This window comes from uncultured Tateyamaria sp. (assembly GCF_947503045.1).
Taxonomy (GTDB): domain Bacteria; phylum Pseudomonadota; class Alphaproteobacteria; order Rhodobacterales; family Rhodobacteraceae; genus Tateyamaria.
In genome coordinates this window covers 1-22,143 of the sequence record NZ_CANNCF010000016.1, presented here as the reverse complement: position 1 = coordinate 22,143, position 22,143 = coordinate 1, and the positions used below count along the sequence as shown (strand labels likewise).

At 58.7% G+C, this 22,143-nt stretch carries 24 protein-coding genes and 1 pseudogene; 7 read left to right on the top strand and 18 right to left on the bottom strand.

Annotation, left to right across the window (positions count from 1 at the left end; translation table 11 throughout):
• Window positions 1-42: 42 nt before the first annotated feature.
• The gene (locus Q1A89_RS23280) at window positions 43-825 is read right to left on the bottom strand and encodes a DsbA family protein (RefSeq protein WP_299734107.1); all 783 of its coding nucleotides are present in this window, start codon (window positions 823-825) and stop codon (window positions 43-45) included.
• Complete coding sequence (locus Q1A89_RS23275; protein WP_299734106.1) at window positions 825-1,613, bottom strand: MauE/DoxX family redox-associated membrane protein; 789 nt, start codon at window positions 1,611-1,613, stop codon at window positions 825-827. The genes Q1A89_RS23280 and Q1A89_RS23275 overlap by 1 nt, the downstream gene beginning before the upstream one ends.
• A 134-nt stretch (window positions 1,614-1,747) precedes the next feature.
• Here Q1A89_RS23275 and Q1A89_RS23270 point away from each other — a divergent pair, with 134 nt between their 5' ends.
• The gene (locus Q1A89_RS23270) at window positions 1,748-2,020 is read left to right on the top strand and encodes a metal-sensitive transcriptional regulator (protein ID WP_299734105.1); all 273 of its coding nucleotides are present in this window, start codon (window positions 1,748-1,750) and stop codon (window positions 2,018-2,020) included.
• Between the two features lie 67 nt (window positions 2,021-2,087).
• Here Q1A89_RS23270 and Q1A89_RS23265 read toward each other — a convergent pair whose 3' ends face one another.
• From Q1A89_RS23265 to Q1A89_RS23240, 6 genes are all read right to left on the bottom strand, one after another.
• On the bottom strand, window positions 2,088-2,966 hold the full coding sequence (locus Q1A89_RS23265; RefSeq protein ID WP_299734104.1) for a CopD family protein: 879 nt from the start codon (window positions 2,964-2,966) through the stop codon (window positions 2,088-2,090).
• A 5-nt stretch (window positions 2,967-2,971) separates the two neighbouring features.
• Window positions 2,972-3,307 carry a copper resistance CopC family protein gene (locus Q1A89_RS23260; RefSeq protein ID WP_299734103.1) on the bottom strand — a complete coding sequence of 112 codons (336 nt, stop codon included), beginning with the start codon at window positions 3,305-3,307 and terminating at the stop codon, window positions 2,972-2,974.
• Window positions 3,308-3,312: 5 nt separating this feature from the next.
• The gene (locus tag Q1A89_RS23255; protein ID WP_299734102.1) at window positions 3,313-3,777 is read right to left on the bottom strand and encodes a cytochrome c; all 465 of its coding nucleotides are present in this window, start codon (window positions 3,775-3,777) and stop codon (window positions 3,313-3,315) included.
• Window positions 3,774-4,265, bottom strand: coding sequence for a DUF411 domain-containing protein (locus Q1A89_RS23250; protein ID WP_299734101.1), 492 nt, complete (start codon window positions 4,263-4,265; stop codon window positions 3,774-3,776). The genes Q1A89_RS23255 and Q1A89_RS23250 overlap by 4 nt, the downstream gene beginning before the upstream one ends.
• A gap of 106 nt (window positions 4,266-4,371) precedes the next feature.
• A complete protein-coding gene (locus Q1A89_RS23245) occupies window positions 4,372-4,680 on the bottom strand; it encodes a hypothetical protein (RefSeq protein ID WP_299734100.1) in 309 nt (102 codons plus the stop codon).
• A 74-nt stretch (window positions 4,681-4,754) separates the two neighbouring features.
• The gene (locus Q1A89_RS23240; RefSeq protein WP_299734099.1) at window positions 4,755-5,342 is read right to left on the bottom strand and encodes a hypothetical protein; all 588 of its coding nucleotides are present in this window, start codon (window positions 5,340-5,342) and stop codon (window positions 4,755-4,757) included.
• Between the two features lie 56 nt (window positions 5,343-5,398).
• On the opposite strand from Q1A89_RS23240, the gene Q1A89_RS23235 reads away from it, so the two are divergent.
• On the top strand, window positions 5,399-5,929 hold the full coding sequence (locus tag Q1A89_RS23235) for a Crp/Fnr family transcriptional regulator (RefSeq protein WP_299734098.1): 531 nt from the start codon (window positions 5,399-5,401) through the stop codon (window positions 5,927-5,929).
• Between the two features lie 139 nt (window positions 5,930-6,068).
• On the opposite strand, the pseudogene Q1A89_RS23230 reads toward Q1A89_RS23235, so the two are convergent.
• Window positions 6,069-6,703: pseudogene (locus Q1A89_RS23230) on the bottom strand (tyrosine-type recombinase/integrase).
• A 459-nt stretch (window positions 6,704-7,162) separates the two neighbouring features.
• Between Q1A89_RS23230 and Q1A89_RS23225 the strand changes: the two are divergent.
• Window positions 7,163-8,428 carry an MFS transporter gene (locus tag Q1A89_RS23225; protein ID WP_299734097.1) on the top strand — a complete coding sequence of 422 codons (1,266 nt, stop codon included), beginning with the start codon at window positions 7,163-7,165 and terminating at the stop codon, window positions 8,426-8,428.
• Here Q1A89_RS23225 and Q1A89_RS23220 read toward each other — a convergent pair.
• From Q1A89_RS23220 to Q1A89_RS23190, 7 genes are all read right to left on the bottom strand, one after another.
• The gene (locus tag Q1A89_RS23220; RefSeq protein ID WP_299734096.1) at window positions 8,407-9,792 is read right to left on the bottom strand and encodes a M20 family metallopeptidase; all 1,386 of its coding nucleotides are present in this window, start codon (window positions 9,790-9,792) and stop codon (window positions 8,407-8,409) included. The two genes, Q1A89_RS23225 and Q1A89_RS23220, sit on opposite strands and share 22 nt — an antisense overlap.
• Window positions 9,793-9,802: 10 nt before the next feature.
• Window positions 9,803-11,209, bottom strand: coding sequence for an amidohydrolase (locus Q1A89_RS23215; RefSeq protein WP_299734095.1), 1,407 nt, complete (start codon window positions 11,207-11,209; stop codon window positions 9,803-9,805).
• A 20-nt stretch (window positions 11,210-11,229) separates the two neighbouring features.
• Complete coding sequence (locus tag Q1A89_RS23210; protein ID WP_299734094.1) at window positions 11,230-12,234, bottom strand: oligopeptide/dipeptide ABC transporter ATP-binding protein; 1,005 nt, start codon at window positions 12,232-12,234, stop codon at window positions 11,230-11,232.
• The gene (locus Q1A89_RS23205) at window positions 12,231-13,208 is read right to left on the bottom strand and encodes an ABC transporter ATP-binding protein (RefSeq protein WP_299734093.1); all 978 of its coding nucleotides are present in this window, start codon (window positions 13,206-13,208) and stop codon (window positions 12,231-12,233) included. The genes Q1A89_RS23210 and Q1A89_RS23205 overlap by 4 nt, the downstream gene beginning before the upstream one ends.
• Complete coding sequence (locus tag Q1A89_RS23200) at window positions 13,205-14,128, bottom strand: ABC transporter permease (protein ID WP_299734092.1); 924 nt, start codon at window positions 14,126-14,128, stop codon at window positions 13,205-13,207. Before Q1A89_RS23200 ends, Q1A89_RS23205 begins: the two co-directional genes overlap by 4 nt.
• Window positions 14,125-15,102, bottom strand: coding sequence for an ABC transporter permease (locus Q1A89_RS23195; RefSeq protein ID WP_299734091.1), 978 nt, complete (start codon window positions 15,100-15,102; stop codon window positions 14,125-14,127). The genes Q1A89_RS23200 and Q1A89_RS23195 overlap by 4 nt, the downstream gene beginning before the upstream one ends.
• Before the next feature lie 61 nt (window positions 15,103-15,163).
• Window positions 15,164-16,744: an ABC transporter substrate-binding protein gene (locus Q1A89_RS23190; RefSeq protein WP_299734090.1), complete on the bottom strand. Its 1,581-nt coding sequence runs from the start codon at window positions 16,742-16,744 to the stop codon at window positions 15,164-15,166.
• A 180-nt stretch (window positions 16,745-16,924) separates the two neighbouring features.
• Between Q1A89_RS23190 and Q1A89_RS23185 the strand changes: the two genes are divergently transcribed.
• A complete protein-coding gene (locus Q1A89_RS23185; protein WP_299734089.1) occupies window positions 16,925-17,836 on the top strand; it encodes a LysR family transcriptional regulator in 912 nt (303 codons plus the stop codon).
• Here the strand turns inward: Q1A89_RS23185 and Q1A89_RS23180 are convergent.
• Window positions 17,833-19,374 carry a M81 family metallopeptidase gene (locus Q1A89_RS23180; protein ID WP_299734088.1) on the bottom strand — a complete coding sequence of 514 codons (1,542 nt, stop codon included), beginning with the start codon at window positions 19,372-19,374 and terminating at the stop codon, window positions 17,833-17,835. The two genes, Q1A89_RS23185 and Q1A89_RS23180, sit on opposite strands and share 4 nt — an antisense overlap.
• Window positions 19,375-19,484: 110 nt before the next feature.
• Between Q1A89_RS23180 and Q1A89_RS23175 the strand changes: the two genes are divergently transcribed.
• A complete protein-coding gene (locus tag Q1A89_RS23175) occupies window positions 19,485-19,985 on the top strand; it encodes an RES family NAD+ phosphorylase (RefSeq protein WP_299734087.1) in 501 nt (166 codons plus the stop codon).
• 481 nt (window positions 19,986-20,466) lie between these two features.
• Here Q1A89_RS23175 and Q1A89_RS23170 read toward each other — a convergent pair whose 3' ends face one another.
• The gene (locus Q1A89_RS23170) at window positions 20,467-20,847 is read right to left on the bottom strand and encodes a helix-turn-helix domain-containing protein (protein WP_299734085.1); all 381 of its coding nucleotides are present in this window, start codon (window positions 20,845-20,847) and stop codon (window positions 20,467-20,469) included.
• Between the two features lie 116 nt (window positions 20,848-20,963).
• On the opposite strand from Q1A89_RS23170, the gene Q1A89_RS23165 reads away from it, so the two are divergent.
• A complete protein-coding gene (locus Q1A89_RS23165; RefSeq protein ID WP_299734084.1) occupies window positions 20,964-21,632 on the top strand; it encodes a glutathione S-transferase family protein in 669 nt (222 codons plus the stop codon).
• Between the two features lie 11 nt (window positions 21,633-21,643).
• Window positions 21,644-22,102 (top strand): SRPBCC domain-containing protein, encoded by a 459-nt coding sequence (locus Q1A89_RS23160; protein ID WP_299734082.1) that lies wholly within the window; start codon window positions 21,644-21,646, stop codon window positions 22,100-22,102.
• Window positions 22,103-22,143 lie beyond the last annotated feature (41 nt).

Here is a 22,143-nt window from a genome sequence, read left to right as displayed (position 1 = left end):
ATCGGAAAACGAAAACCAAGGACTGCAGACTTTGTCCTTAGTCTACGCGATCAGACAGGGAGTTGCTTTCTCGTCTGCGATCAGCTTCCTCAGAGAGCCTGTCTGGATTGACCCCATGAACACTGTGCGACCGACTGCGAAGGCGGGCGTGCCTATAAAGCCAAAGACATCTGCAATGGCCGCTGTTAGGCGCAAGCGGCGGTCGATGGCATCAGACTGCATGTCTTCGAGCAGTGTGTCTGCATCGAGGTCGAGATTCTCCGCTATGGCCACGATGAAGCGTTCATCGGTGACGGCGGGCGTTCGGATCAGACGCGCGTGCATTTCACGATACTGGCCCTGAAGGTCCGCCGCCAGCACGGCACGGCTGGCAACCGCCGACGCTACGCCAAGAAGCGGGAGCTGATGCCGGACGATGTGAAAAGTGTTTGGGTCGCTCGCTTGGAGATCAGTCAAACGATCATCCATTACGCGACAGATCGGACACGCGAAGTCGGAGAACATCGCGACTGGAACGGTGTTGCTGGGCTCTTCACCGAAAAAGGCGGCACAAGGGTTTTCCCTGACAAACTGTTCCGCCTCTTCATCAGCATCAGTGTCGGATTCCGCCTCACCGGTCTCGATTCCTGCAAAAATTGCCGCGCCAGGTGTAGATGCGCCTGCCCCCAGTAGTCGTCGGAAGGGCGGAAGATCGGGTATGTCCACGAACGCGAAGTCCGGCTGTCCCAGCGATGCCAGATATGGAACGCCTTTGACCCATCCTGCAACAGCCAGCGCTCCGCCAGCCAGTAACGCCCGCCGCTTCCAGTCGGCCTTCGCTGCCATCAGTTTGCGATCTGGGCGAGCATCACGATAGCCATCCCCATCATCATCAGGTTCTCCGTCAGGCTGACGAAACCGAGAGGCACGTTCGATCCGCCACCCACACAGGCGCATTTCAACTCTCGTTTGTCGATGTAGACGGCCTTGAATACGCTGATTGCGCCGACCGTGGCGATGAAAAGCGCCGCAGGGGCAGCAAGCCAGGTCAACAGCATTCCTGTCATTAGGATGCCTGCCGATGTTTCTACCCAAGGATAGACATAGGCATAGGGCACCCATTTCCGCGCCAGCAAGTCGTAGTTGAGAAACATCGTTGTGAAACTCTCGATGTCGCGGAGCTTCTGCATCCCCAACAGGATCATCGAGACCGAAATGAACCAACCCAGCGTTTGCCATGTGATCGCGCCGAGGAAGCCAATGGACAGCGCGAGCGCCGTCGTAGCAGCCACAGCAAACAGGTAGAGGACCGGTTTGTACGTCTTGGCCTTCGGGTCGAAATTGGTGAGTTGTTCCCGCAGGGCGTCGTAGCCGCCGACCCTCTCGCCTTCAATCCATATCTGCGGGGTGGTAGGTACATCATGCGCTTTCTTGAACGCATCAACCTCAGATCGTTCGCGGCACAGACGGTCATCGACTTCGTAGCCATGCCGGTCCAGGAGCCATCGCGCCTTTTGTCCGGACGGACACAGATGGTTTGGCAAGTCCATGCGGTAGAGAACGGCCGTTTTTCCAGTCGCGGATACCGCAGGGTCGGTCGATACATCGGCAACGTCACGGGAATCTTTTGGCACGATAGCTCTCCTGATGCGTTTTGCTTAAGGCCAATGTATGGTTGCCAGATCATCTTTTGTGGGTGCTTTATACATACCCCCATAGGGTATATCAAGGAGATGGTGTATTGGGGATAAAAGAAGGAGCGCAACTCGTGAAAGCCAATAAAGATAAAACACTGGACCGGCTGTCACGACTGGAAGGGCAAGTGCGCGGTGTGGCAGGTATGGTGGAGGCTGACCGCTACTGTATGGATATTCTGGCGCAAACAGCGGCAATACGATCCGCCATTCTGGGCGTTGAAAAGTTGATCCTCGAAAACCATGCGGAACATTGTGTCGAGACGGCTATTCAAAGCGGTGATCCCGAGGAACAAAGAGCCAAGTTTGACGAGCTGATTGGACTTTTGCAAAAGGCATCAAAGTAACTATTCTTTCGAGGGTCTATCCACGCTAAGCCGCGACCCACCTGTTCTGTGCTGTGAAAATTCCTCTTCAAAGGTTGACCGGAGGTGTGGTGATCGACGTGAGTGTTGCTGTCGCCAGCAAGATGAGCACAACGGCCACAGCCTCAATCTGGATAGAGCGGCGCAGATGGGGCATGGCTGCGGGTGCGCCAGAGGCGAGTGCCGGAACGAACCGCCATTTGTTGAGCGCGGCCAAGGCCATCAACCCAGTTACAACGCCGAGCTTGGCAAGAAGTGTCCAGCCATAAGCCGTCGAAATCAGGTTCGAAAGTGATCCAGTCATCAGCCATGCAAAAATCAAACCAACGGTGACGAGCATTGCGACCGTAAAACTGGCGACGTTTCCAAACCGATGAAGCAGCCTTGCTCCCTCCGGCTGGCCGACCGCGTGTCGCAGGGGAAACAGCGCGCCGATCCAAAACGCGGCCGCCAGCAAATGCAAAGTCAACAATGACACAAGCAACCAGCGGGGATCACCAAGAGAATGACCCACGAACGTGTAGGACACTGCGATCATTAGCGCACCGATCAGCCCGGCCGAGAGGCCTGCAATACCTCTGATCAGCGATGCAACGACCAACAGTTCGCCCGCGCCGCGCCAGATCGCAGCCGCCCCAAGTGGACTGTCCCAGACGAAGCCAAGCATCATCGGATCGACGGCCCCCGGCAGACCCATCCCGGATATGCGCGCAGCACGGATACCAAAGCGCAAAGCCAACACCGCCAACCCGACCAGGGCGGCGATGACTGCGACGTTCCGAGCCAGTTGGCGTACATCAGCGTTTGCGGCTGGAAACACCAAGACAAATAGCGGCCCGCCCATGGCAAGAAGCGCCGCGCCATAGCCCACTGCCTTTGCAATGATCGCCGCTATTGCCCATCCGTCGATTTGCGCCAGACCTTCCATCCGGATCAGTCGGCTATGTCAAAGCTGAAAGTGCCCTGCATCGGATGGCCGTCCGAAGACAGACCGCGCCAATCAACCGTATAGGCCCCGTCCGGAAGATCGGCAGGTGGCAGCGCACGAAACTCCGTCACGGCGTCCATGCCGGTTTCCCGCTCGATGCGTACATCGCCATCCGGTCCGGTCAGTGTGATTGCAGTCACGCGCATTGGATCATCAAAGCGCATTTCAATAGCTTCAACCGCTGCGACCGTCGCTTCATTGGCAGGTGTGGTTCGCTCGGCCTTTGAATGTGGCAAGGCTCCAGTTGTGGTTGCTGCCAGCACGAGAAGTGCAAAGGTCATCTGTCTCATTGTCTGTTTTCCATTTCAGTGTGACGGGCACGGATTTCCTCCGGCCAAGTTGATTTGATGTAGCTTAGCACAGCGATGATCTCTTCATCGCTTAGAACGCCGTCGTAAATCGGCATGTTGGAGACGTAGTCAGGATCGTTGATCAACGCACCAACGCCGTACTTCGTCAGCCGGAACAGCGTGTCACTGTCATGGTGCCACGTGTGTCCAGTCTCATCATGTGGGGGTGCCGGAAGCCGTCCATCCTCACCCGGAGACCGCCAGTTGGCCTGACCTTCCAGATCGGCACCATGGCAGGAGGCACAGTTTGCCTCATAGACACTGGTACCGAGCGAGACGATTGCAGGATCGTCGTCGCGCAAGACGACGCGGTCCGTTTCCGCCGAAACATTGGAAAATGCGTAGAGAGCGGCCCCAAATAGGGCCGCTCCCCCAACGGCTATCAGAGCGATCCGTTTCACAGACCGGCCTGATAGAAGACCTCGCCATCGCCCGCATCGCCACCAAAGGCGATCACATCATAGCGCGCAGTCGGATCATTCCCCATGCCGGGAGAGCCACCGGGCATACCGGGGACAGCAATTCCGGTGATGTCGGGGCGTTCTTCCAGAAGCTTTGCCAGAGCTTCAAACGGAACGTGGCCTTCAACGACGTAGCCTTGAACCGTCGCGGTATGACAGGCCCACATATTGCCGGGAATATCTGCCTCCAGCTTCACAATTGTCACATCTGCTGTGTCAGTCACTTCGATGTCGTAGCCTTCTTGGCGGGCCAGTGCGACCCATGCACCGCAACAGCCGCAGGTTGGGCTTTTCGTGACATGCATGGTGCCGTGATGGGACATGGCCCCATGGTCGCCTGCAAGAGCCATACCAGCCCAGCCGAAAGACGCCATTCCAAGTGCGAGTGCGGCTGGTGTAAAGGCCAGAAGTGTTTTGATCGGTTTCATAAGATGTTCCTCTCGAAAGGGTACGCCCAAGGGTCAGGGCATCGGGCAAAGCCTGCTTTGATGTGAATTCTAGTCTGCGCCGCACCACGGAATGGCACAGCATTCATCACACCGTGCGGGGCGGATCGAGAAGGCCAGACGGTTCAAAACCGGTCAAAAGCACGCCAGAGGTGCAGAACACATCCGCGCCCGCTACAGGCGCAGTGCCACTCAATGTCAAAGTCGGAAGCAGGGCCATCAAGGCATGACAGGTCTGGGCGCGCTCTGTACTGTCGTGACAGCACAACGGTTGCGCATCTTCCATCGCTTCAACAGTCGCAAGTTCATGATCTGAAACTGGCATATGCCCTGCGTCCATCGCATTGGCGAGCGAGGTGGATAACGTCAATAGGACGACCAGAAGGATACGGACCAAGCACATGCAACATACCTATACGGGGTATATGTGATTTGGCAAGTCGCAGGCCTTTTACCGGTGGTCTCGGCAATTCAATGGCCATGGGCATCCTTCCCCTGTGCCATAAAAAAGTGATGTTCGCGGTGATGATCCTGGCTCGCCATCAGTCCAAAAAATCCAAGACCTTTGATCCGGGCCACGACAGCCGGAATTTCACTGGTCACTCTCAGCTCGATCCCATCACTTGTTTCTGTTGAAGCGACCGTCCAGCGATCATCGCGGGCAAGCTGTGCGGCGTGGGCAGGAACCATGCGCCGAAGCGTAGCAATAGTGTCCGCATCGCCGGCGGCGATTGCACTGGTCCCGTCCGGTAGGTCAGTTTCCATGACAACTGTGTCCATGACCAAGCGGTCCATATCGACCAAATGAGCCCGCAGCCCGCCCAGATCAACTTGTGCCCAATCCGTGTTCGGGTCGGCTTCCAAAACGCGCACGACTTCGGAAAGAGCCGCAAATGCCCCTTGGCCGGGTTCGGACAGAGCAGCACTGGTCATTACCTGTTCCTGCTGATGCGCAGAATGATCCATGCCATCACTGTGCCCCGTATGACTGGTTTGCGCGATTGCAAATGCTGCACCGCCAGTCAAAACCGTTGCCGTGAGAATTATCTTTGCTCGCATGTTCGCCTGCCTTTCAATTTACAATTGCAGACTACCCGAAATGTTCTTTCATCCATATGATTTCTATCATGTTGCAGTGGCTTGATGTTTTCGACGGTGCACCTGTCCGTAAGGTTGCGAAAGGTGGATCGGTTTTTCGTCAGGGAGACCGCGTGCAGTCTATGTATCTGGTGCGATCCGGGGCGGTAGCACTGGAGCGCCCAATGGCCGATGGCGTCCCGCTGACGCTGCAAATCGCCACCGCTGATATGGCTTTGGCCGAAGCATCCTTGTTCGCAGACGCTTATCACTGTGATGCGGTTGCGCGTACGGAGGCCGAAATTGCCAACGTGCCCCGCGCTAAGTTTCTGGCCTTCATCCGCGACCACCCAGATGCAGCCCTCAGTCTTATTGAGACACACGCCAAAGAAGTGCAGGCGCAACGGGCGCACATTGAAATCCTGCGATTGCGGCGTGTGGCGGATCGTCTGGACGCATGGCTGGATCTATACGGCGAACCGGCCAAAGGAGAGTGGATCAACGTAGCCGACCAGATCGGTGTATCCGCTCCGGCACTCTATCGGGAACTGGCGAAGAGACGCGACTAGCACGGTTATTTTCGTCCGACTGGAAAAACGGACATTCATGCAAGCTGCAGCGTCCGACAATTTGGACGCAGCACCGACCAACGCCGCATCAGATATCCGCTTTGAGATGGCGAACGGCGGGAGCGTTCGCCAAGCTAGCTCAGATGTCGATACGCTCAGCGATGCTCAGTGCATCTTGAAGTTCGACGCCAAGGTAGCGCACTGTGCTGTCGACCTTTGTGTGACCAAGCAGCAGTTGAACCGCGCGGAGGTTGCCGGTTTTTCGATAAATCTCCGCTGCCTTTGTCCGGCGGAGGGAATGGGTGCCATATCCACTTGGCTCCAGCCCTATCGCGGTGACCCAATCACGCACCAAGCGTCCATACTGGCGGGTTGAGATGTGTGGCCGATCATGGAAGCGACTGGGAAACAGAAACCGACACGCAAACATCTCGGGTGATTTGACCCAGGCAAAGACGGTTTCACGTGTGTTTTCGATCAGTTCAAACTGGACCGGCCGCTTGGTCTTGCTCTGGTTGATCGACACGCGTTCTCGCACACGATCATCTTTTACCAGGTCAGACACGGCCAATTTGACGAGATCACAGCCGCGAAGTTTGCTGTCGATGGCGACGTTGAATAGCGACAGATCGCGTAGATAACCTGCCAGTTCGAGCCGCGCCCGGATCGCCCAGACCAGTTTTGGCAGCAAGGGCCGTTTTTTTGGCCGATGATCCGCCCCTTGTTCCAGGCTCTGCGTTTCGGGGTGGTTGCGGGAAGTTGGACTCTTGGCATAATATGCCCTCCGATCCTCCCTCCGCACCCAACCGTCAACACCGCGCTGACGAGACGATCCTACAGTTTGATCGAAGGGCCGGTGTCAGAGACTCACACTGGCAGCCTTTGTTGCGCGAGCATTGAGCCGCTATGAGCCCGCACTAACTGATACTGCAAGCTGCACGGACCTCTGCAAGGCGCGATTGGCAGTTATTGCCTCTCACTACGTTGGTCTGCAGCGGTCCTTCGATTTTATTCCAATAGTTGTCCCTGCGCCGACCCGATCACAGGCTCTCGCTGCCACAAAGGCAGCGCGCAATGGCACCAATCGCGAGACACTAAATTCAATTTCAAGACCAAACTGAGCAGCTTGGTTGGATTGTCAGAAACAGGCAGAAAACGACATCTGGTCGCAAGTATGAAAGACGCACCCGAAGCCGCGTGCACATTGGTCGATGTTAAGACTGAGTACCTCTCATGCACGAGCGCCGAATACCCGAATGGTTACGACATGCGCCCGCGCCAAGCGTGCGCGGTTTTGCCGTTCTGGCCGGTACAGAGGCCGTGGCAAGGGGCATTCTGATCTCGGTCTTTCCGATTGTGATGTACAATGCGCTTGGCAACGCGCGGCTTGTTTCAGAAGTCTACTTTGTGGTTGGCGCGATTTCACTGCTGATCGGTCTTCTTGTGCCTTATCTGATCCGGTTCGTCCCTAGGTGGTGGGTCTATGTGATCGGCGTGTTTATGTTCACCCTAGGCGCAGGCATGGCCACCATCGGCAGCCCCATTGCCGCAGTTCTGGCGTTGGCGCTGACCACATTTGCGGTCGTGACCACCTTTGTCTGTTTCAACGCCTACGTTCTTGATCATGTGACCAAGATCGAACTTGGACGGTTCGAGACATCCCGGCTTTTCTACAGTGCGGCAGGGTGGACCGCAGGCCCGGCGCTTGGCGCGTTTCTGTATGACCTGTGGCGACCCGCGCCGTTTCTGATCGCGGCGATTGCTGCAAGCGCCATGCTGGTGATCTTTCTGGTGATGCGCCTTGGAAACGGCAAGCTGATCACCAAAAGCCGCCGCCCTCCGGCCAATCCCCTGGCCTATTTCCGAAGGTTTCTTGCACAGCCCCGACTTGTGACCGGATGGATCTTTGCGGTGGTCCGGTCCTGCGGTTGGTGGGTCTACGTAGTGTATTTGCCGATTTTCGGAGTGGAAAACGGGTTTGGCAGCCAGCTTGGCGGCATAGCTCTTTCGGTGTCCAACGCAGCCTTGTTTGCCGCGCCGTTGATGCTGCGCTTTATGCAGCGCAATTCCGTGCGCTTTGCTGTCAGAACCGGCTTTCTTGTGTCGGGAGTGTTGTTCATCGCAGCGGGTGCGCAGCACGGTATCCCGGCGATGGCAATCGCGTGTCTGATGGTGGGGTCCGTGTTTCTGATCCTGCTTGACGTGTCTGCCGGTCTGCCCTTTCTGCTGGCCGTCAAACCGTCTGAGCGCACCGAGATGTCCGCCATTTATTCGAGCTACCGCGATGTTTCAGGCATTCTCACACCCGGAGTCGCCTGGCTGGTTCTGTTGGTTGCGCCACTGTCCGGTGTGTTCGTGGCGGGTGGTGCGGGATTGGTCGCCACATGGGGTCTGGCTGGCAAACTGCACCCGCGCCTTGGTCGGGTGCGCATTTCTACCAAAGCGGCACCTGCAATATCCGGGGCGGTTGTCGCGGATCAGGCGGGCCCGCCCGTTTGACCGATATCCCAGAACAGACCCGCCATCAGTGTCAACGCATCGCGACAGACGTTTTTCAAGACATGCTCGTTCGGCGCGTGCTGGGAACAACCGCGATAGGAGTGCGGCACCCAGACGGTCGGCAGACCAAGGATGTCGGCAAAGACTTCGTTGGGCAGCGACCCGGCCAGATTGGGCAGAATATGCGGCGCTTTGCCGGATGTCTCTTCGAGCGAGTGTGCCACTAAGCGCACCCACGGATGATCCGGCGACAGTCGCGTGGCGCTGAAGAACGCGCGTTCATGCGGGACGATCTGAACCTGCCTGAACCCGCGTGCATCAAGATGCCTGCGCAGCGCGGGCAGGATGTCGTCCAAATCCGTCCCGACGACAAATCGAAGCTGGCACGCGGCCTTGGCATGGCCCGAGATCGCGTTGACTGGGGCTTCGGGGACACCGCTTTTCATGGCAAGGACTGCAAAGCTGTTCCAGCCGAATACGCGCTCGGCGGGCGTCAGGCTTTCTTCACCCCAATCCACGTCGATTTCAGGTCCGCCGTCGCCCTTGAGGGGCAGGTCTTGCAGAGCGGCGCGGATATCGTCGGTCAGACTGGTCGTGCGCCATTCCGGCACCTGAATTTGGCCGCGCACATCGGTGATTGTCGACAAGGCCTGCGCCAGGATCATCGCGGGATCGGCAAGTAAACCGCCCCAATTGCCGGAGTGGTGCGCGCCGTCTCGGAGGTTCATGATCAGGTCGAAGGAAATGCCGCCGCGTGCGCCCATGAACATCGTCGGCGTGTCGGACTGAAGGCGGGGGCCATCGGAGGCGATCAGGACATCTGCGGCCAAAGCCTCTTTGTGTGTCGCACAGAACTCCGACAGGCCTGGCGAGCCCATTTCCTCGCCCATTTCGATCAGGATGCGGCTGTTGAAACCGAGCGATCCGCGAGTGTCGATGACGGCTTTCAGGGCTGCCATGTTGATCAGATGTTGTCCCTTGTTGTCGGCGGTGCCGCGTCCGTAGAGCCTGTCTCCCTCATCCACGAGGCGAAACGGGTGAAGCCCGTCGCGCCATTGGTCGGTTTGCGCGCGGATCACGTCGCCGTGGCCATAGGTCAGGATGGTTGGTAGAGCATCGCTTTCTATGCGTTCGGCGATCAGCAACGGGCCTGCATCCTGGGCCGGATTCGGGTGGATCTTGCAGGTGAAGCCGATGGCGTTCAGGCGGGGGATCAGCGCCTGTTCCAGGTATTTGGGAAGCTCTGCCGCTTTGTCGGGCGTCTGGCTTTCGGTTTCATGGGCGACCAGCTCGCCAAGATCGCGGGTGAAGCCGCCCGTTTCGAAATTTCGGGTGGCGGCGTTGATGGCGGAGGCGCGTGTCATCGGCTCACAGTCAGACCGGCGGGCGCACATCGTCGGGGATCGGACAGGTGTAGGGCGTCTGCTCCAGATGATCCTCATGGGTCTCGCGCGCGGCGTCAATCAGGGGTTGGTTTTCGACCAATTGGCACGCCGTGGCTGCCATCGCCTTGGCCGCATAGATCATCCCTTTGTGGGCGGCTGGGGCCTTGCCTTGCGCTACGGTCTGCCAGGTGTGGAACGGCGTTCCGATGGCGCAGGTGGCCACGCGTGCCTGAACGGTTGGGACGGCCCAGCTTACGTCGCCGACATCCGTGGACCCTTCGCCACCGTCGCTGTGACGGTCGAGCGGCGCGATAAAGTCGCAAAGCGCGAGGTCCTTCACCGGTTTGGCCCCGATCCGTTTGAAGGTCGTGTCGATATCTGCGGCTGTCAGCGTGGTCTGGATTTCGCGGGCAAAGGCGTCATCGGCGTCGTCAAAAGCAACGGGACCAAGCTTTTCAAGCTCCTGCTGCATCGCTTCTTCCAGAGGACGATTGCCAAGGAGGTTAGAGACGCCGGAGAACACCTGACTTGTGACCTGCGTCCCGGTCATCAGTGCCGCGCCGTCGGCGATATTTCGGACTCGCGCGACAAGGTCGCTTAGCTCGGGCAATGTGCTGGCGCGGACAAGTTGCCGCACGGTGGCTTTCGCTTGCACCACGTTCGGGGCGACCCCACCCGCGTCGAGATAAGCGTAGTGCACGCGCGCGCTGTCGGGCATGTGCTCGCGCAGGTAGTTCACACCGATATTCATCAACTCAACCGCATCGAGCGCAGAGCGGCCCAGTTCGGGTGCTCCTGCGGCATGGGCGGCCTTGCCGTGGAATGTGAAATCGATACGAGTGTTGGCCAGCGATCGCGCCTCGTTCACGCCGGTGAAGGTGGCCGGGTGCCAGGAAATGGCGGCGTCCACATCGTCGAAAAGCCCTTCGCGCACCATATAGGTTTTTGCCGCACCGCCTTCTTCTGCCGGACACCCATAGTACCGCACACGGCCCTTGATCCTATTCTCGGCCAGCCAGTCTTTGACGGCAGTGGCTGCAAGCAGCGCGGCAGCGCCAAGAAGGTTGTGCCCGCACCCATGGCCATTGCCGCCTTCTTCAAGCGGTTGATGCTGGGCCACGCCGGGGGTCTGGCTGAGATAAGGCAGCGCGTCGAACTCGCCAAGGATGGCGATGACTGGGCCTTCGTCGCCCGCCTCGCCGATCACAGCGGTCGGGATGCCGGCGGCGTTCTCGGTGATCTTGAATCCTTGCGCCTCAAGCATCCGCTTGTGCTCGGCGACAGACTCGAATTCGGCATAGAGGGTCTCGGGGGTGTCGAAGACCCGATCTGACAAGGCGATGAACTCATCGCGATGGCGGTCGACGTGGTCCCAGATTGGATCGGCGTTTTTCAAAGGGAACTCCAGCTTTACAATCAAACGGTTTCGGCATGTTCGAGAAGGCAGGCCGTTTCGCGTCCGTCGCGCCCGCGTTTGAGGTCGGGCACGATGGTGCGGCATTCTGCGGTGGCGACAGGGCAGCGTGGGTGAAAGGTGCATCCCGGTGGCGGGGCGAGTGGCGAGGGGATTTCCCCAATGATCGGCTCGAAGGCGCGGCGGCGCTGATCCAGGCGCGGGGCTTCGGCCAGAAGCGCCTTGGTGTAGGGGTGTCGCGGATCGGAGAAGATTTCTTCGGTCGAAGCGCTTTCGACAATCCGGCCCAGATACATGATCGCGACGCAGTCGGCGATATGTTCGACCACGCTCAGATCGTGGCTGATGAAGAGGTAGGTGAGACCAAGTTCCTCGCGCAAGTCCATGAACAGGTTGATGACCTGCGCCTGAATCGAGACATCCAGCGCGGCTATGGCCTCGTCACACACCAGGAACTTTGGCTTCACGGCCAGCGCGCGCGCAATGCCGATCCGCTGGCGCTGGCCGCCGGAAAACTGGTGTGCGTAGCGTTTCTTCAGTGACGGGTCGAGCCCGACCTTGCGCATCACGTCATCCACGTAATCTGGGATGTCCGGCTTTCCGACGATCCCGTGCATACTGGGCGCTTCGCCTATGATATCCTCAACCCGCATCCTCGGGTTGAGGCTTGCAAAGGGATCTTGAAAGATCATCTGGATCGCCAGCGTGGCTGCGCGTTTGTCCGCGCCGGTCAGCGTGGCCACATCTTTGCCTTCGTAGAACAATTGCCCTTCGCTGGGCGCATGAATGCCAGCCACGACGCGCCCCAAAGTGGATTTCCCGCACCCGGATTCGCCGACCAGCCCAAGTACTTCACCTTGTCGGATCGATAGGTTGACCTTGTCGACCGCGTGAACCGTTTCCTCGCGGATGTTCGCGCCAAGGCGCTGAGCAATCTTGCCCGCCACGTCCAGCCGCTTGGTGAACCGTTTCGAGACGCCCCGAATTTCGACCAGCGGTTCCGTCATTTCACCGCCTCCGGCGCGCGCTGCGGGTTGAGGCACCTCAGGCTCCGCCCGTCGATGTCTTTGATCAGTGGCTGTTGGTCACAGGCATCGGTGCGGGCATGGCAGCGCGGCCCGAATGCACATCCCCTTGGAAGGTCCAGCATATTCGGCGTCATCCCCTCGATCTGGAACAGGCGCTTGCCGCGACGGTTCGCCGTGGGGACAGATCCAAGAAGGCCAACGGTGTAGGGATGCAGGGGCCGGTCAATCACGTCGTCGATACCGCCTTGTTCGACAATCCGGCCCGCGTACATGACCGAGATGCGGTCCGCGAGCCCGGCAACCACGGCCAAATCGTGGGTGATCCAGATCATCGCAGTGCCTGTCTGTTTCGTCAGCTTCTGCGCCTCGTGAATGATTTGCGCCTGAATGGTGACATCAAGCGCGGTGGTCGGCTCGTCCGCGATGATCAGGTCAGGCTTGTTCAGAAAGGCCGTCGCAATCGCCACGCGTTGGCGCATGCCCCCCGACAGCTGATGCGGATAGGCCCGCAAGCGTTCCTCGGGTGAGGGAATGCCGACGAGGCCAAGTGCGTCGCGGCTCCTCTCCCATGCAGTCTGTTTGGAGACGGATTCATGCGCGAGGATCGCCTCCATCATCTGCGTGTCGATGCGCAAAACCGGGTTCAGGGTCATCATCGGATCTTGAAAGATCATCGAGATGCGGTTGCCGCGGAGCCCTTGAAGGCGTTCCTCTTTGGCATTCGCGATCTCTTCGCCGTTGAACTTGATCGAGCCTTCGACAATGCGGCCCGGTGGGTCGATCAAGCCGAGAATGGAGAAGCCGGTGATGGACTTGCCCGAACCGGATTCGCCGACAAGTCCCATGATCTCGCCTTTGGATACCGTGAAATCCACGCCGTCCACGGCCTTGACCACGCCCGCATGGGTGAAAAAATGGGTCTTGAGCCCGTGTACGTCGAGTACCGCGCTCATTTCTTCAGCCTCGGGTTCAACACGTCGCGCAGATGGTCTCCGACGAGGTTAATGGACACGACCGTGAACAGCAGTGCGAGGCCCGGGAAGACCGAGATCCAGTACCGCCCGGACAGCATGTATTCGAATCCGTTCGCGATCAGCACGCCAATCGACGGCTCGGTCTGCGGCAGGCCGACGCCAAGGAAGGACAACGTCGCTTCCAGCGAAATGGCGCTGGCGGTCTGAACCGTACCAACGACGATCAGCGGGGCCATGCAGTTGGGCAGGATGTGCCGGAAAACGATCCTGAAACGCGAAATGCCAAGGCACTGCGCCGCTTCGACGTATTCCTTGCCGCGCTCGACCAGCGCGGTCGCGCGGACCGTGCGCGCGTAATAGGCCCATTGGGCGATCACCAGGGCAAGGATGATCTTGTCGACACCCTTGCCAAGGGCCGCGACCATCATCAACGCCACCAGCGACGCCGGGAACGACAGTTGCAAATCGACGATGCGCATGATGATCGCCTCGATCCGGCCACCCGCGTAGGCGGCGACAAGGCCGATTGCCATGCCGATCAAAAGCGCGATGACACCCGAGGCTAGACCGACCGTCAGTGAGATGCGCAATCCATAGAGAATGGCCGAGTAAAGGTCGCGCCCGGACCCGTCCGAGCCAAGCCACATGGTGTAACCGTCGAAGGCCTCGGACCCCGGCGGCAAACGCCCGTCCATGACGCTGACTTGCGCAAGGTCGTATGGGTTCTGCGGAGTGATCCACGGCGCGAGAATGGCGAGTAGCACGATGGACCCAAACACGGCCAGCGCCACCGTCGCGATCTTGCTTTCGAAAAACTCGGCGCGAAAACGCTGGAACGGAGTCTCGACCTTGGCAGGTATGCCGGCGCTCAGCGCGGGATGTGCTGTCGCGTCGCTCATGCGCCCTGATCCTGCAGACGGACCCGTGGATCGAGGATGGAATATAGGATGTCGACGATCAGATTGATCAGAACGAAGAACAGCACAATGATCATCAGGTAGGCGACGACGACGGGGCGGTCGAGCTGCAGGATCGCGTCGATCAGGAGCTTGCCCATGCCGGGCCAAGCAAAGATCGTTTCGGTCACGACCGAAAACCCGATGAGGCTGCCGAATTCGAGGCCCATCACCGTGACGACCGGGATCATGATGTTCTTCATCACATGGACAAGGATGATGCGCCGGGTCGAAAGCCCCTTGGCGCGGGCGTATTTCACATAGTCCAGCCCCATTGCCTCGCGCACGCCTGCGCGTGTCAGCCGGATGGCGAGCGAGATTTTTAGCAGGGCGAGGTTGAGCGCGGGGAGGAAGATGTGGCTGAGCCCGTCCAACGTGAAAATGCTGCTTTGGATGCCCAGAAAACTCCCAATATCACCGCGTCCTGTTGCCGGAACCCATTGAAGCTCGACGGCGAACAGCATGATCAGCATGAGGCCGACCCAGAATGTGGGCAGCGAAAAGCCGAAGATCGAGGCGGCCATGATCCCCTTGGACAGCATGCCGTCCGGGTAAAGTCCGGCGTAGAGCCCCAGTGGTATGCCAATGACAATCGCCAGAAAGAGGGCCGAGAAGGCCAGTTCCATCGTGGCGGGCATATGGTGCAGGATCAGTTTGAGGGCGGGTTCACCGAAGATGAAGCTGTTGCCGAGGTCGCCCTGTGCGGCCCCTTTGAGGAACAGCCAGTATTGTTCGAGGATCGGGCGATCCAGGCCAAGCCTGCTGATCGCAGCCTCGATATCGGCCTGATCCGCATCGGGGCTGACCAGCATGTAGACCGGGTCGCCGACGATGTTGACGCCAAAAAAGACGATGACCGACATCATAAAAACGACCAGCAGGGCCTGCAGCAATCTGCGGATGATGAAAACGGTCATGGGATCATTCCAAGGGAAAGGGGTCCGGGCCGCCGCGCGGGGCGGCCCGGACCCTTTGCGGTTACTCTTTCACGACGCCTGTCGCGAGCGTGTACTCGTCGGTGCGCGCGATGTAGCTCAGACCCTTTTTGGCCGCCCAGGTGTTGACCTGGAAGTGGGTCGGAATGATCGCTACGTTCTCAATCGCCCGCTCTGTTGCTTGCGCCAGCAGGTCCTGACGCTTGGCGTCATCCACCGTGCGCAAGGCTTCTTCGATCAGCGCGTCCGTTTCGGGGTCGGAGTGGCGACCACGGTTGGACGAGCCAAACCCGGCATCCGCGTCAAAGGTGTGAATCAGCGATTTCAGCGGCGAAGACGCTTCGCCAGACCCGGCACCCCAGCCCACAAGGATGAAGCTGAATTCGGGCAGACCCTCGGGCGATCCTTTGGATGCGCGCCCGAAGTAAACCGAACGCGGCATCGTTTCGACCGCCGTCTTGATACCGATGCGCGTCAGCATCTGTGCGATGGCCTCGGCGATCTTGGCGTCGTTGATGTAGCGATCGTTCGGCCCGTGAATCGTCAGCTCAAACCCGTCGGGATAGCCGGCTTCGGCCAGAAGCGCCTTTGCGCCGTCCGGGTCATAGGCCACCACGTCAAGTTTGTCGGAGACGCCGAAGAACCCTTCGGGCAAGAGCTGCCCCGCAGGCAGGGCGACGCCTTCCATCACCCGGTCCACGATGGCGTCACGGCTGATCGCCATACTGATGGCTTTGCGGACGCGGACGTCCATCAGCGGGTTCTTGATGTCACCACCGCCATTGGCCTTAACGAAGGGCGAGTCCTCGCGGAACTGGTCCATGTGGAGATATATCACGCGGTTGGACACACCCTGACTGAGTTGGATATCGCCGTTGCCTTTCAGGGTCGTGATATCGGTAGTCGGAACACCCGAGATCATGTCGACGTCACCGGCAAGAAGGGATGCCACGCGGCTGGGACCGGACGTGATCGGGCGGAACTCGACTTCGGACCAGATGGGCGCATCACCCCAATAGTCGTCGTTGCGCACCAGAACGATGCTTTCGCCCGGCGTATAACTCTGGAACTTGAACGGACCTGTTCCGATGGCAGCGGTGCCCGCGTTGAAATCCTCGGTCGCCGCGTTACAGCCAATTTCCGAAATAACCGGGATCGTCGAAATATCGTTACCCATCAATGGGTAAGGCGCTGCTGTCTTGAAGTGGACGGTGTAGTCATCAATCTTGATGACCTCCTTGCCCTTGAGATAGGTGCCATATCCCGAGGGCGAGTTTGGGACGTCTGGCGCGCGAGCCATGGTGCAGACCACGTCGTCGGCAGTGAAATCACTGCCATCATGGAACTTGACGCCTTCGCGGAGTTTGAATTCCCACGTCAGATCGTCAATGGGCTGCCACGAGATGGCCAGACCCGGCGAAAGACGCTGCTTTTCATCCTGAGCGATCAGGCGATCAAAGATGTGGACCGACATCGCGTTGTTGGGCCCAAGGTTGTGAAAATGCGGATCCAGCGACGTCGGCTCGGAGGCAAGACCAATCGTCAGTTTTTCGGCAGATACGGCACCAGCACCCATGGCCAGAATGCCGAATGCGACTGCTGTCGCAGTTGTGAGTTTCCTCATCAAAAAGACTCCCTGTTCATTTGGCGCTTGAGACGGCCCGAATCCCTGTTCGACCCCGCGCCCTGAGAAAATGCTAGCTACCGAAAAAATCATTGCCAATACTCAATGCTATGCGATTCTGCATAGAGCAATCCAAGTCCTTGGTTGTTCGCCTGCGCTTTCCAAAGAGAGGATGGCATCATGACGGAACATCGGCACAGGTTGCGAGAGTTTGAATCACTAAGGGCGGTCATCACCACAGGCACGACCATCGGAGCAGCCCGTCGGCTTGGGATCTCTCAGTCGGCCGTAAGCCGATCCCTGTCGCAACTAGAGGCCCGGGTCGGGCGGTCGCTGTTCCTGCGGCGGTCGGGGCGTATCGATCCGACGGACGAGGCGTTGAGGCTCAACGAAAAACTGGACCCCATTTTCGAAACGCTTGCAGACATCGAAGGCGCGGAATGGGCCACGCCCGATGACGCTCCTTTGCGGCTGATCGTACCGCCCACTCTTGCCCACCATTTTGTCATATCGCGTGTCGCGAGCTTTCTGAAAATGAACCCGGGCAAGCAACTTCAACTGGATATTCAAGCCACCGACGTGCTCGTGGCCGGCATCCTCGACCTGCGCTACGATCTTGGCCTGACCAGCGCCATGATCCAACGAACCGGTGTGCATCTTGTGCCGTGGCGGCGCAGCCAGGTCGTTTGCGCCATGCCAACAGACCATCCGCTGTCCGAAAAGCGTATTGTGACGCCGCAAGACCTGGAGGGTGTCGCACTGGTTGAGTTCTTGCGAAGATTGGGAACGCGCGCGATCACCGAGCAGATCTTTGCGCGTGCTGGCGTTCATCCAAAGCAGGTCGCTGAAACGGCGACGAACATGGCGGCCCTTGAACTTGTGCGTGAAGGGTTGGGAGTGACCCTGATCAACCCGTTCCCGTTGCTGTCATCTGGTCTGGAAGGCATTGTTGTCCGACCCTTTGACGCGGCCATCTATTACGACACCAGCTTTGTCCTTCCGTCCGGGCGGCCACCCTCACAACTTGCGCGCCAGTTCATGCGGTTTGTCAAACTGACAACACCGAAAGACAAATACTCCGAGCCGGTCTAGCGCGGCGGATGTGCCGACCACTCCGTATCCTCATCCATTGGAAAATTGGGGCGTGGCAAGTGCGCGAAGGGCCAACGGTCGTGGACCGGCGATGTCAATCCTGCCGTGTCGACCTCGTAAACCTGATCTGGCGCGAACCAGCCCGAGAACCCGGCACGAAAGTGTCCCCGGGATTTCACAACGACGGTTCGGGCGGCTGCGATATCCAGACCGAACATATGAAAAAACACAGGATCCGCAGTTTGCGTACGATCCGAAATCACCACAACCGTTATTCCCCCAATGCGAAGCGCCGCAGACGGTCCAAGAGCCATTCTGCGACCCGTCGTCATGCCTCTTTCCCCCACCACTTCGACGTCATGCAGCGCCAGAACCTCCGCGTCCGCCTCAAAGGGTACGTCCCATTGCGCCCAGGTGGCCGAGGTGTCGCAAGACCAATTGAAGCGCGCCCTGAACCGGTTGCCGACACCGACGTCATGCGCCTCGCGCGCAAGCTCAGGATCACAGAATGATCCGAAAAAGCAGTCACGCGCGTCCGCCTTGCAAAGCCCCGCCAACAGCTCGGTCGTCCGACCGCTTCCACCACCGCCGGGATTGTCGCCCGCATCGGAAAAGATCACCGGTTCACGTCCCTGGCAGCACGCCAGCGCCAAGGCCTCTTCGACAGAGATAAGTTGCCGGACAAAGTCCTTCCGTAAAGACCATGCCATGTCCGCCAACTCGGCGGCCAAAGCCTCGGCAACATTTGCGTCCTCTCGCGCCGTAACGACGATGCTCAGCCCGTTGTCAGGTGTGTCCGAGAAAAGAAAATTCCCGAAGATCGAGACATTGACGATTTCCGAGCGATACTCAGCCTGCCTGCGTTGCCCATAGTCGATCAAAGCCCCGTAAGGCTGCTCGGCCGTCAAAAGTGTGACCGACGCAGGGACAAGGGGCAATTTCACGTGAGCAATCTTTGGTCGGACGCCAGTCGCCAATATCCGCCGCAGCGAAACGGCGGCTTCCTCGCCCCGTTCGATCTGATCGACATGTGGATTTGTCCGATACCCGACGATCAAGTCACAGGCGTCGACCATCCGCTGCGATATGTTGGCGTGCAAATCGAGTGTTGCAATCACGGGCACCTCAGGTCCAACGATTTTGCGAACGCGTGACATCAGCAAGCCGTCGGGATCGTGGTCATGTTCGGCAACCATGGCGCCGTGATTGCAGATATAGACGGCGTCCACGGGTTCGGCAGCGCGCAGCTTGGTTTCACATGTTGCAATGATCTCTTCGATTACCGCCGCGCGCACCGGCCCGGCTGGATGACTGGCCGCCAGCATACAGGGCACGGGCGTCCAGTCGCCGGTTGCATCCATGGCGCGGACAAAAGCCGCGAACTCGGTCGCGAGTTTTGGAGTGGCCGACCTGGCCTCGTCCATCATCTCTTCACCAATAAGCCAGGTCAGCGATGTGAAATCGCTTTTCTCGGCGGGCGGTGCAAATCGGTTGGATTCAAGAATTGACCCAAGCAGCGCGACCTTCGGCTTAGCCATGATTTTTTGCTTTCTCACAAATGGACGCATTCAGAGCAAACAGGAAGAATTGCGCCGGATCAATCCATCCTGCAATTTGAATCGGATGGGTCTTTGTGGAAGGGCTTGCCATGCTAACGGAAATCTCGGGGGAGTTCGTGAAAATCGTTTGGGCCGACGATCCCGACGTGCATCTCATGCGCGGCGCGCCTGACCGTCCCCCGGCACGATTCAACCGGCGCGGTCAGGACGCGTTGTATCTCAGCCCCGATATCGAAAGCGCCAGGGTCGCCATTGGACAGGATGTAAAAGAAGCGGACCGGCCTCGTGTCGTCCTTACATTTCAGGTTGAGCGGTGCACGCTGTTCGATTTACGAAGCCCCGAAGCCGCCGACATCTATGCGATAGCATCCCAGCCCTGGCGTGCGCTGCTCGCCGCCGGTGGAACACCGCCATCCTGGCACGCAGCCGACCGCCTGAGGGAGAATGGGTATGTCGGCTTGATAGACCCTTCCCGGCGAAGACCGGGCCTTTGGCACATCACTCTTTTTCGCTGGAACGAGCCCGGCGCGCCCAACGTCATGCGACAAGGAAATGCGGATCCCGTTTCAGTTTCGCCGGATTATCGATGAGGCCTGTTGTGTTGTCTCGGTGGTCATCCGGCGGGTGGCCATATCGGGGAGTGACGACGCAACTCCTCATGACAAGACATGGGTCAGGTGAGCATTTGACCGACTAGGCAATGTACCGAATGAGACGTCCAATTTGGGTGGAAACCGAGCAAAGCGGTCGTTCAAATTTATGGCACAAACCACCGCTTGGTCCCGCAACCTGTGAGTTGCCCTGAAAACCCTCGCTGCGAGGTGAACGAATGGCACCGATCCCCGCTGCCGCGCGGCGTCCCGAACTGAGCATCTGCAGCAAGTATTGTGCTGCGAGCGCACGCAGCGAGAAAAGTCGATGGCCGGGTTGGGCTCGAAGTTGCCATCGGAGCAAGCGCGGCAAGTTGCGGATCCAGCCACAATACGTTGTTGCGGACGGCCCAAAACAGCCTTCCGAAGCAGGCCGATGCACCGCGGTGCAGAATCTCCGAAGCAGACGTTGATTCGCAGCTTATTCATCCGGTTGGATTAGACGCTGAGTGTCAGTTGAGCGATTGACCCACCAGTCATGCATCGATGTGAACACTGGCTCCAACGCCATCCCATCCGCGCTCGCCGAGTATTCGACACGAGGCGGTACCTCGGCATAGACCTTGCGCGTGACCAGCCCGTCGGCCTCCAAAGCCCGAAGCTGGTTGGTCAACATTGTCTGGGTGATCCCATCGATAGACTTGCGCAGCTCACCAAATCTCTTGGTGCCCTGAAAGATCAGGATCTGCAGAATCAAAAGCTTCCATTTACCGCCAATCATCCCGATCACACGGGGCGCCGGGCATGGGGATTCATCCGCAACAAGCGTTTCAACTGGGGCGGCGGTAAGGGTCTCGGACATCTAGTTTCTCCCAATAGTATTATTTTTGATAGTATATCAAAAAATACTGCCTACTTTTCGGATCGTACTGCCCCGGGTAAGCCTCTGTAAACAGACAACGACGGAGAGCTTTCAACATGACCTTGGAAATTTGGACAGTAAGTGGCGCGCCCAGCCCGTGGCGCGCAGCGCTTGGAATGGCTTTCAAGGGTCTCGACTACAAAGTCCACTTGCTCTCCGCCCAGCAGAAGGAACACAAGTCGGACGCCTACCTCGCCATTAACGGCAGGGGCACGGTCCCGACTTTGAAGCAGGGTGACGTGACCCTTGGCCAATCCATCGCGATCTTGGCATGGCTCGACAGGGAGTATCCCGCGTCGCCCTTGTTCGGGAAGACCGCACGGGGGGCAGGCATGATCTGGCAGCGCACAATGGAGATTTTCGACTATCTGCCGCGCGCAACCAGCGGTGTCCTGTCCCCGATCTTCTTCGACGGCGCAGACAAGGCAACGGATGATCTAATTGCGGCCAGTGATGCTTTGCGGGCTGAGCTGACCGGTCTGGCCAAAATTCTGATCGATGACTCTTTCCTATCAGGTGCGCGTCCGGGCGCCGCAGACGCCGTCGCTTTTCCCCATGTCCGTCTCATCCAACGGGCAATGGAGACGAAACCGCAGATCATGCAAGACCTCGGCTTCTCCGATCTGGCCGCGTTTTCTCCCGAGATCGCGGACTGGGTGCGACGGGTCGAGGCCCTGCCTAATGTCGCGCAAACCTTTCCGCCCCACTGGGCTGAAGCCACTTGAGGACCTCCAAGATGACCACGCAAAGCTACAAGAAATCCATCGACGTCGCTGCAAGTCCCGCCACCGCCTTCGAGGCGGTGACCCGAGGGGTCGAGCATTGGTGGACACGTCCAGACCAACCTTTGGTCCGTTTGGGCGATCGCGCGAAGTTCACATTTCCTCCGGGCGTGTCTTACTGGACATTCGAGCTGACCGGAATGGATGAGCCCTCGCATGTCGAGTGGACCTGCGTCGACGCCCTGCATATTCACGAAGGTCAGCCAAAAGAGATCGAGGCGGAGTGGCTCGACACCAAGGTCTTGTGGGGCATCCGCGGGCACGTCAACGGCACACAAATCGAGTTGCAACATGCCGACCTTACTCCACAACTGCTCTGCTATGACATTTGCGAGGCAGGTTGGGACCTGTTCTTTCTCGGCAGCCTTAAACGATATCTGGATACCGGAATAGGCTCTCCACACAGAGAATGAATGGGGAGTCTGCCGTGCCAGGCATATCGATTTTGGCCCAA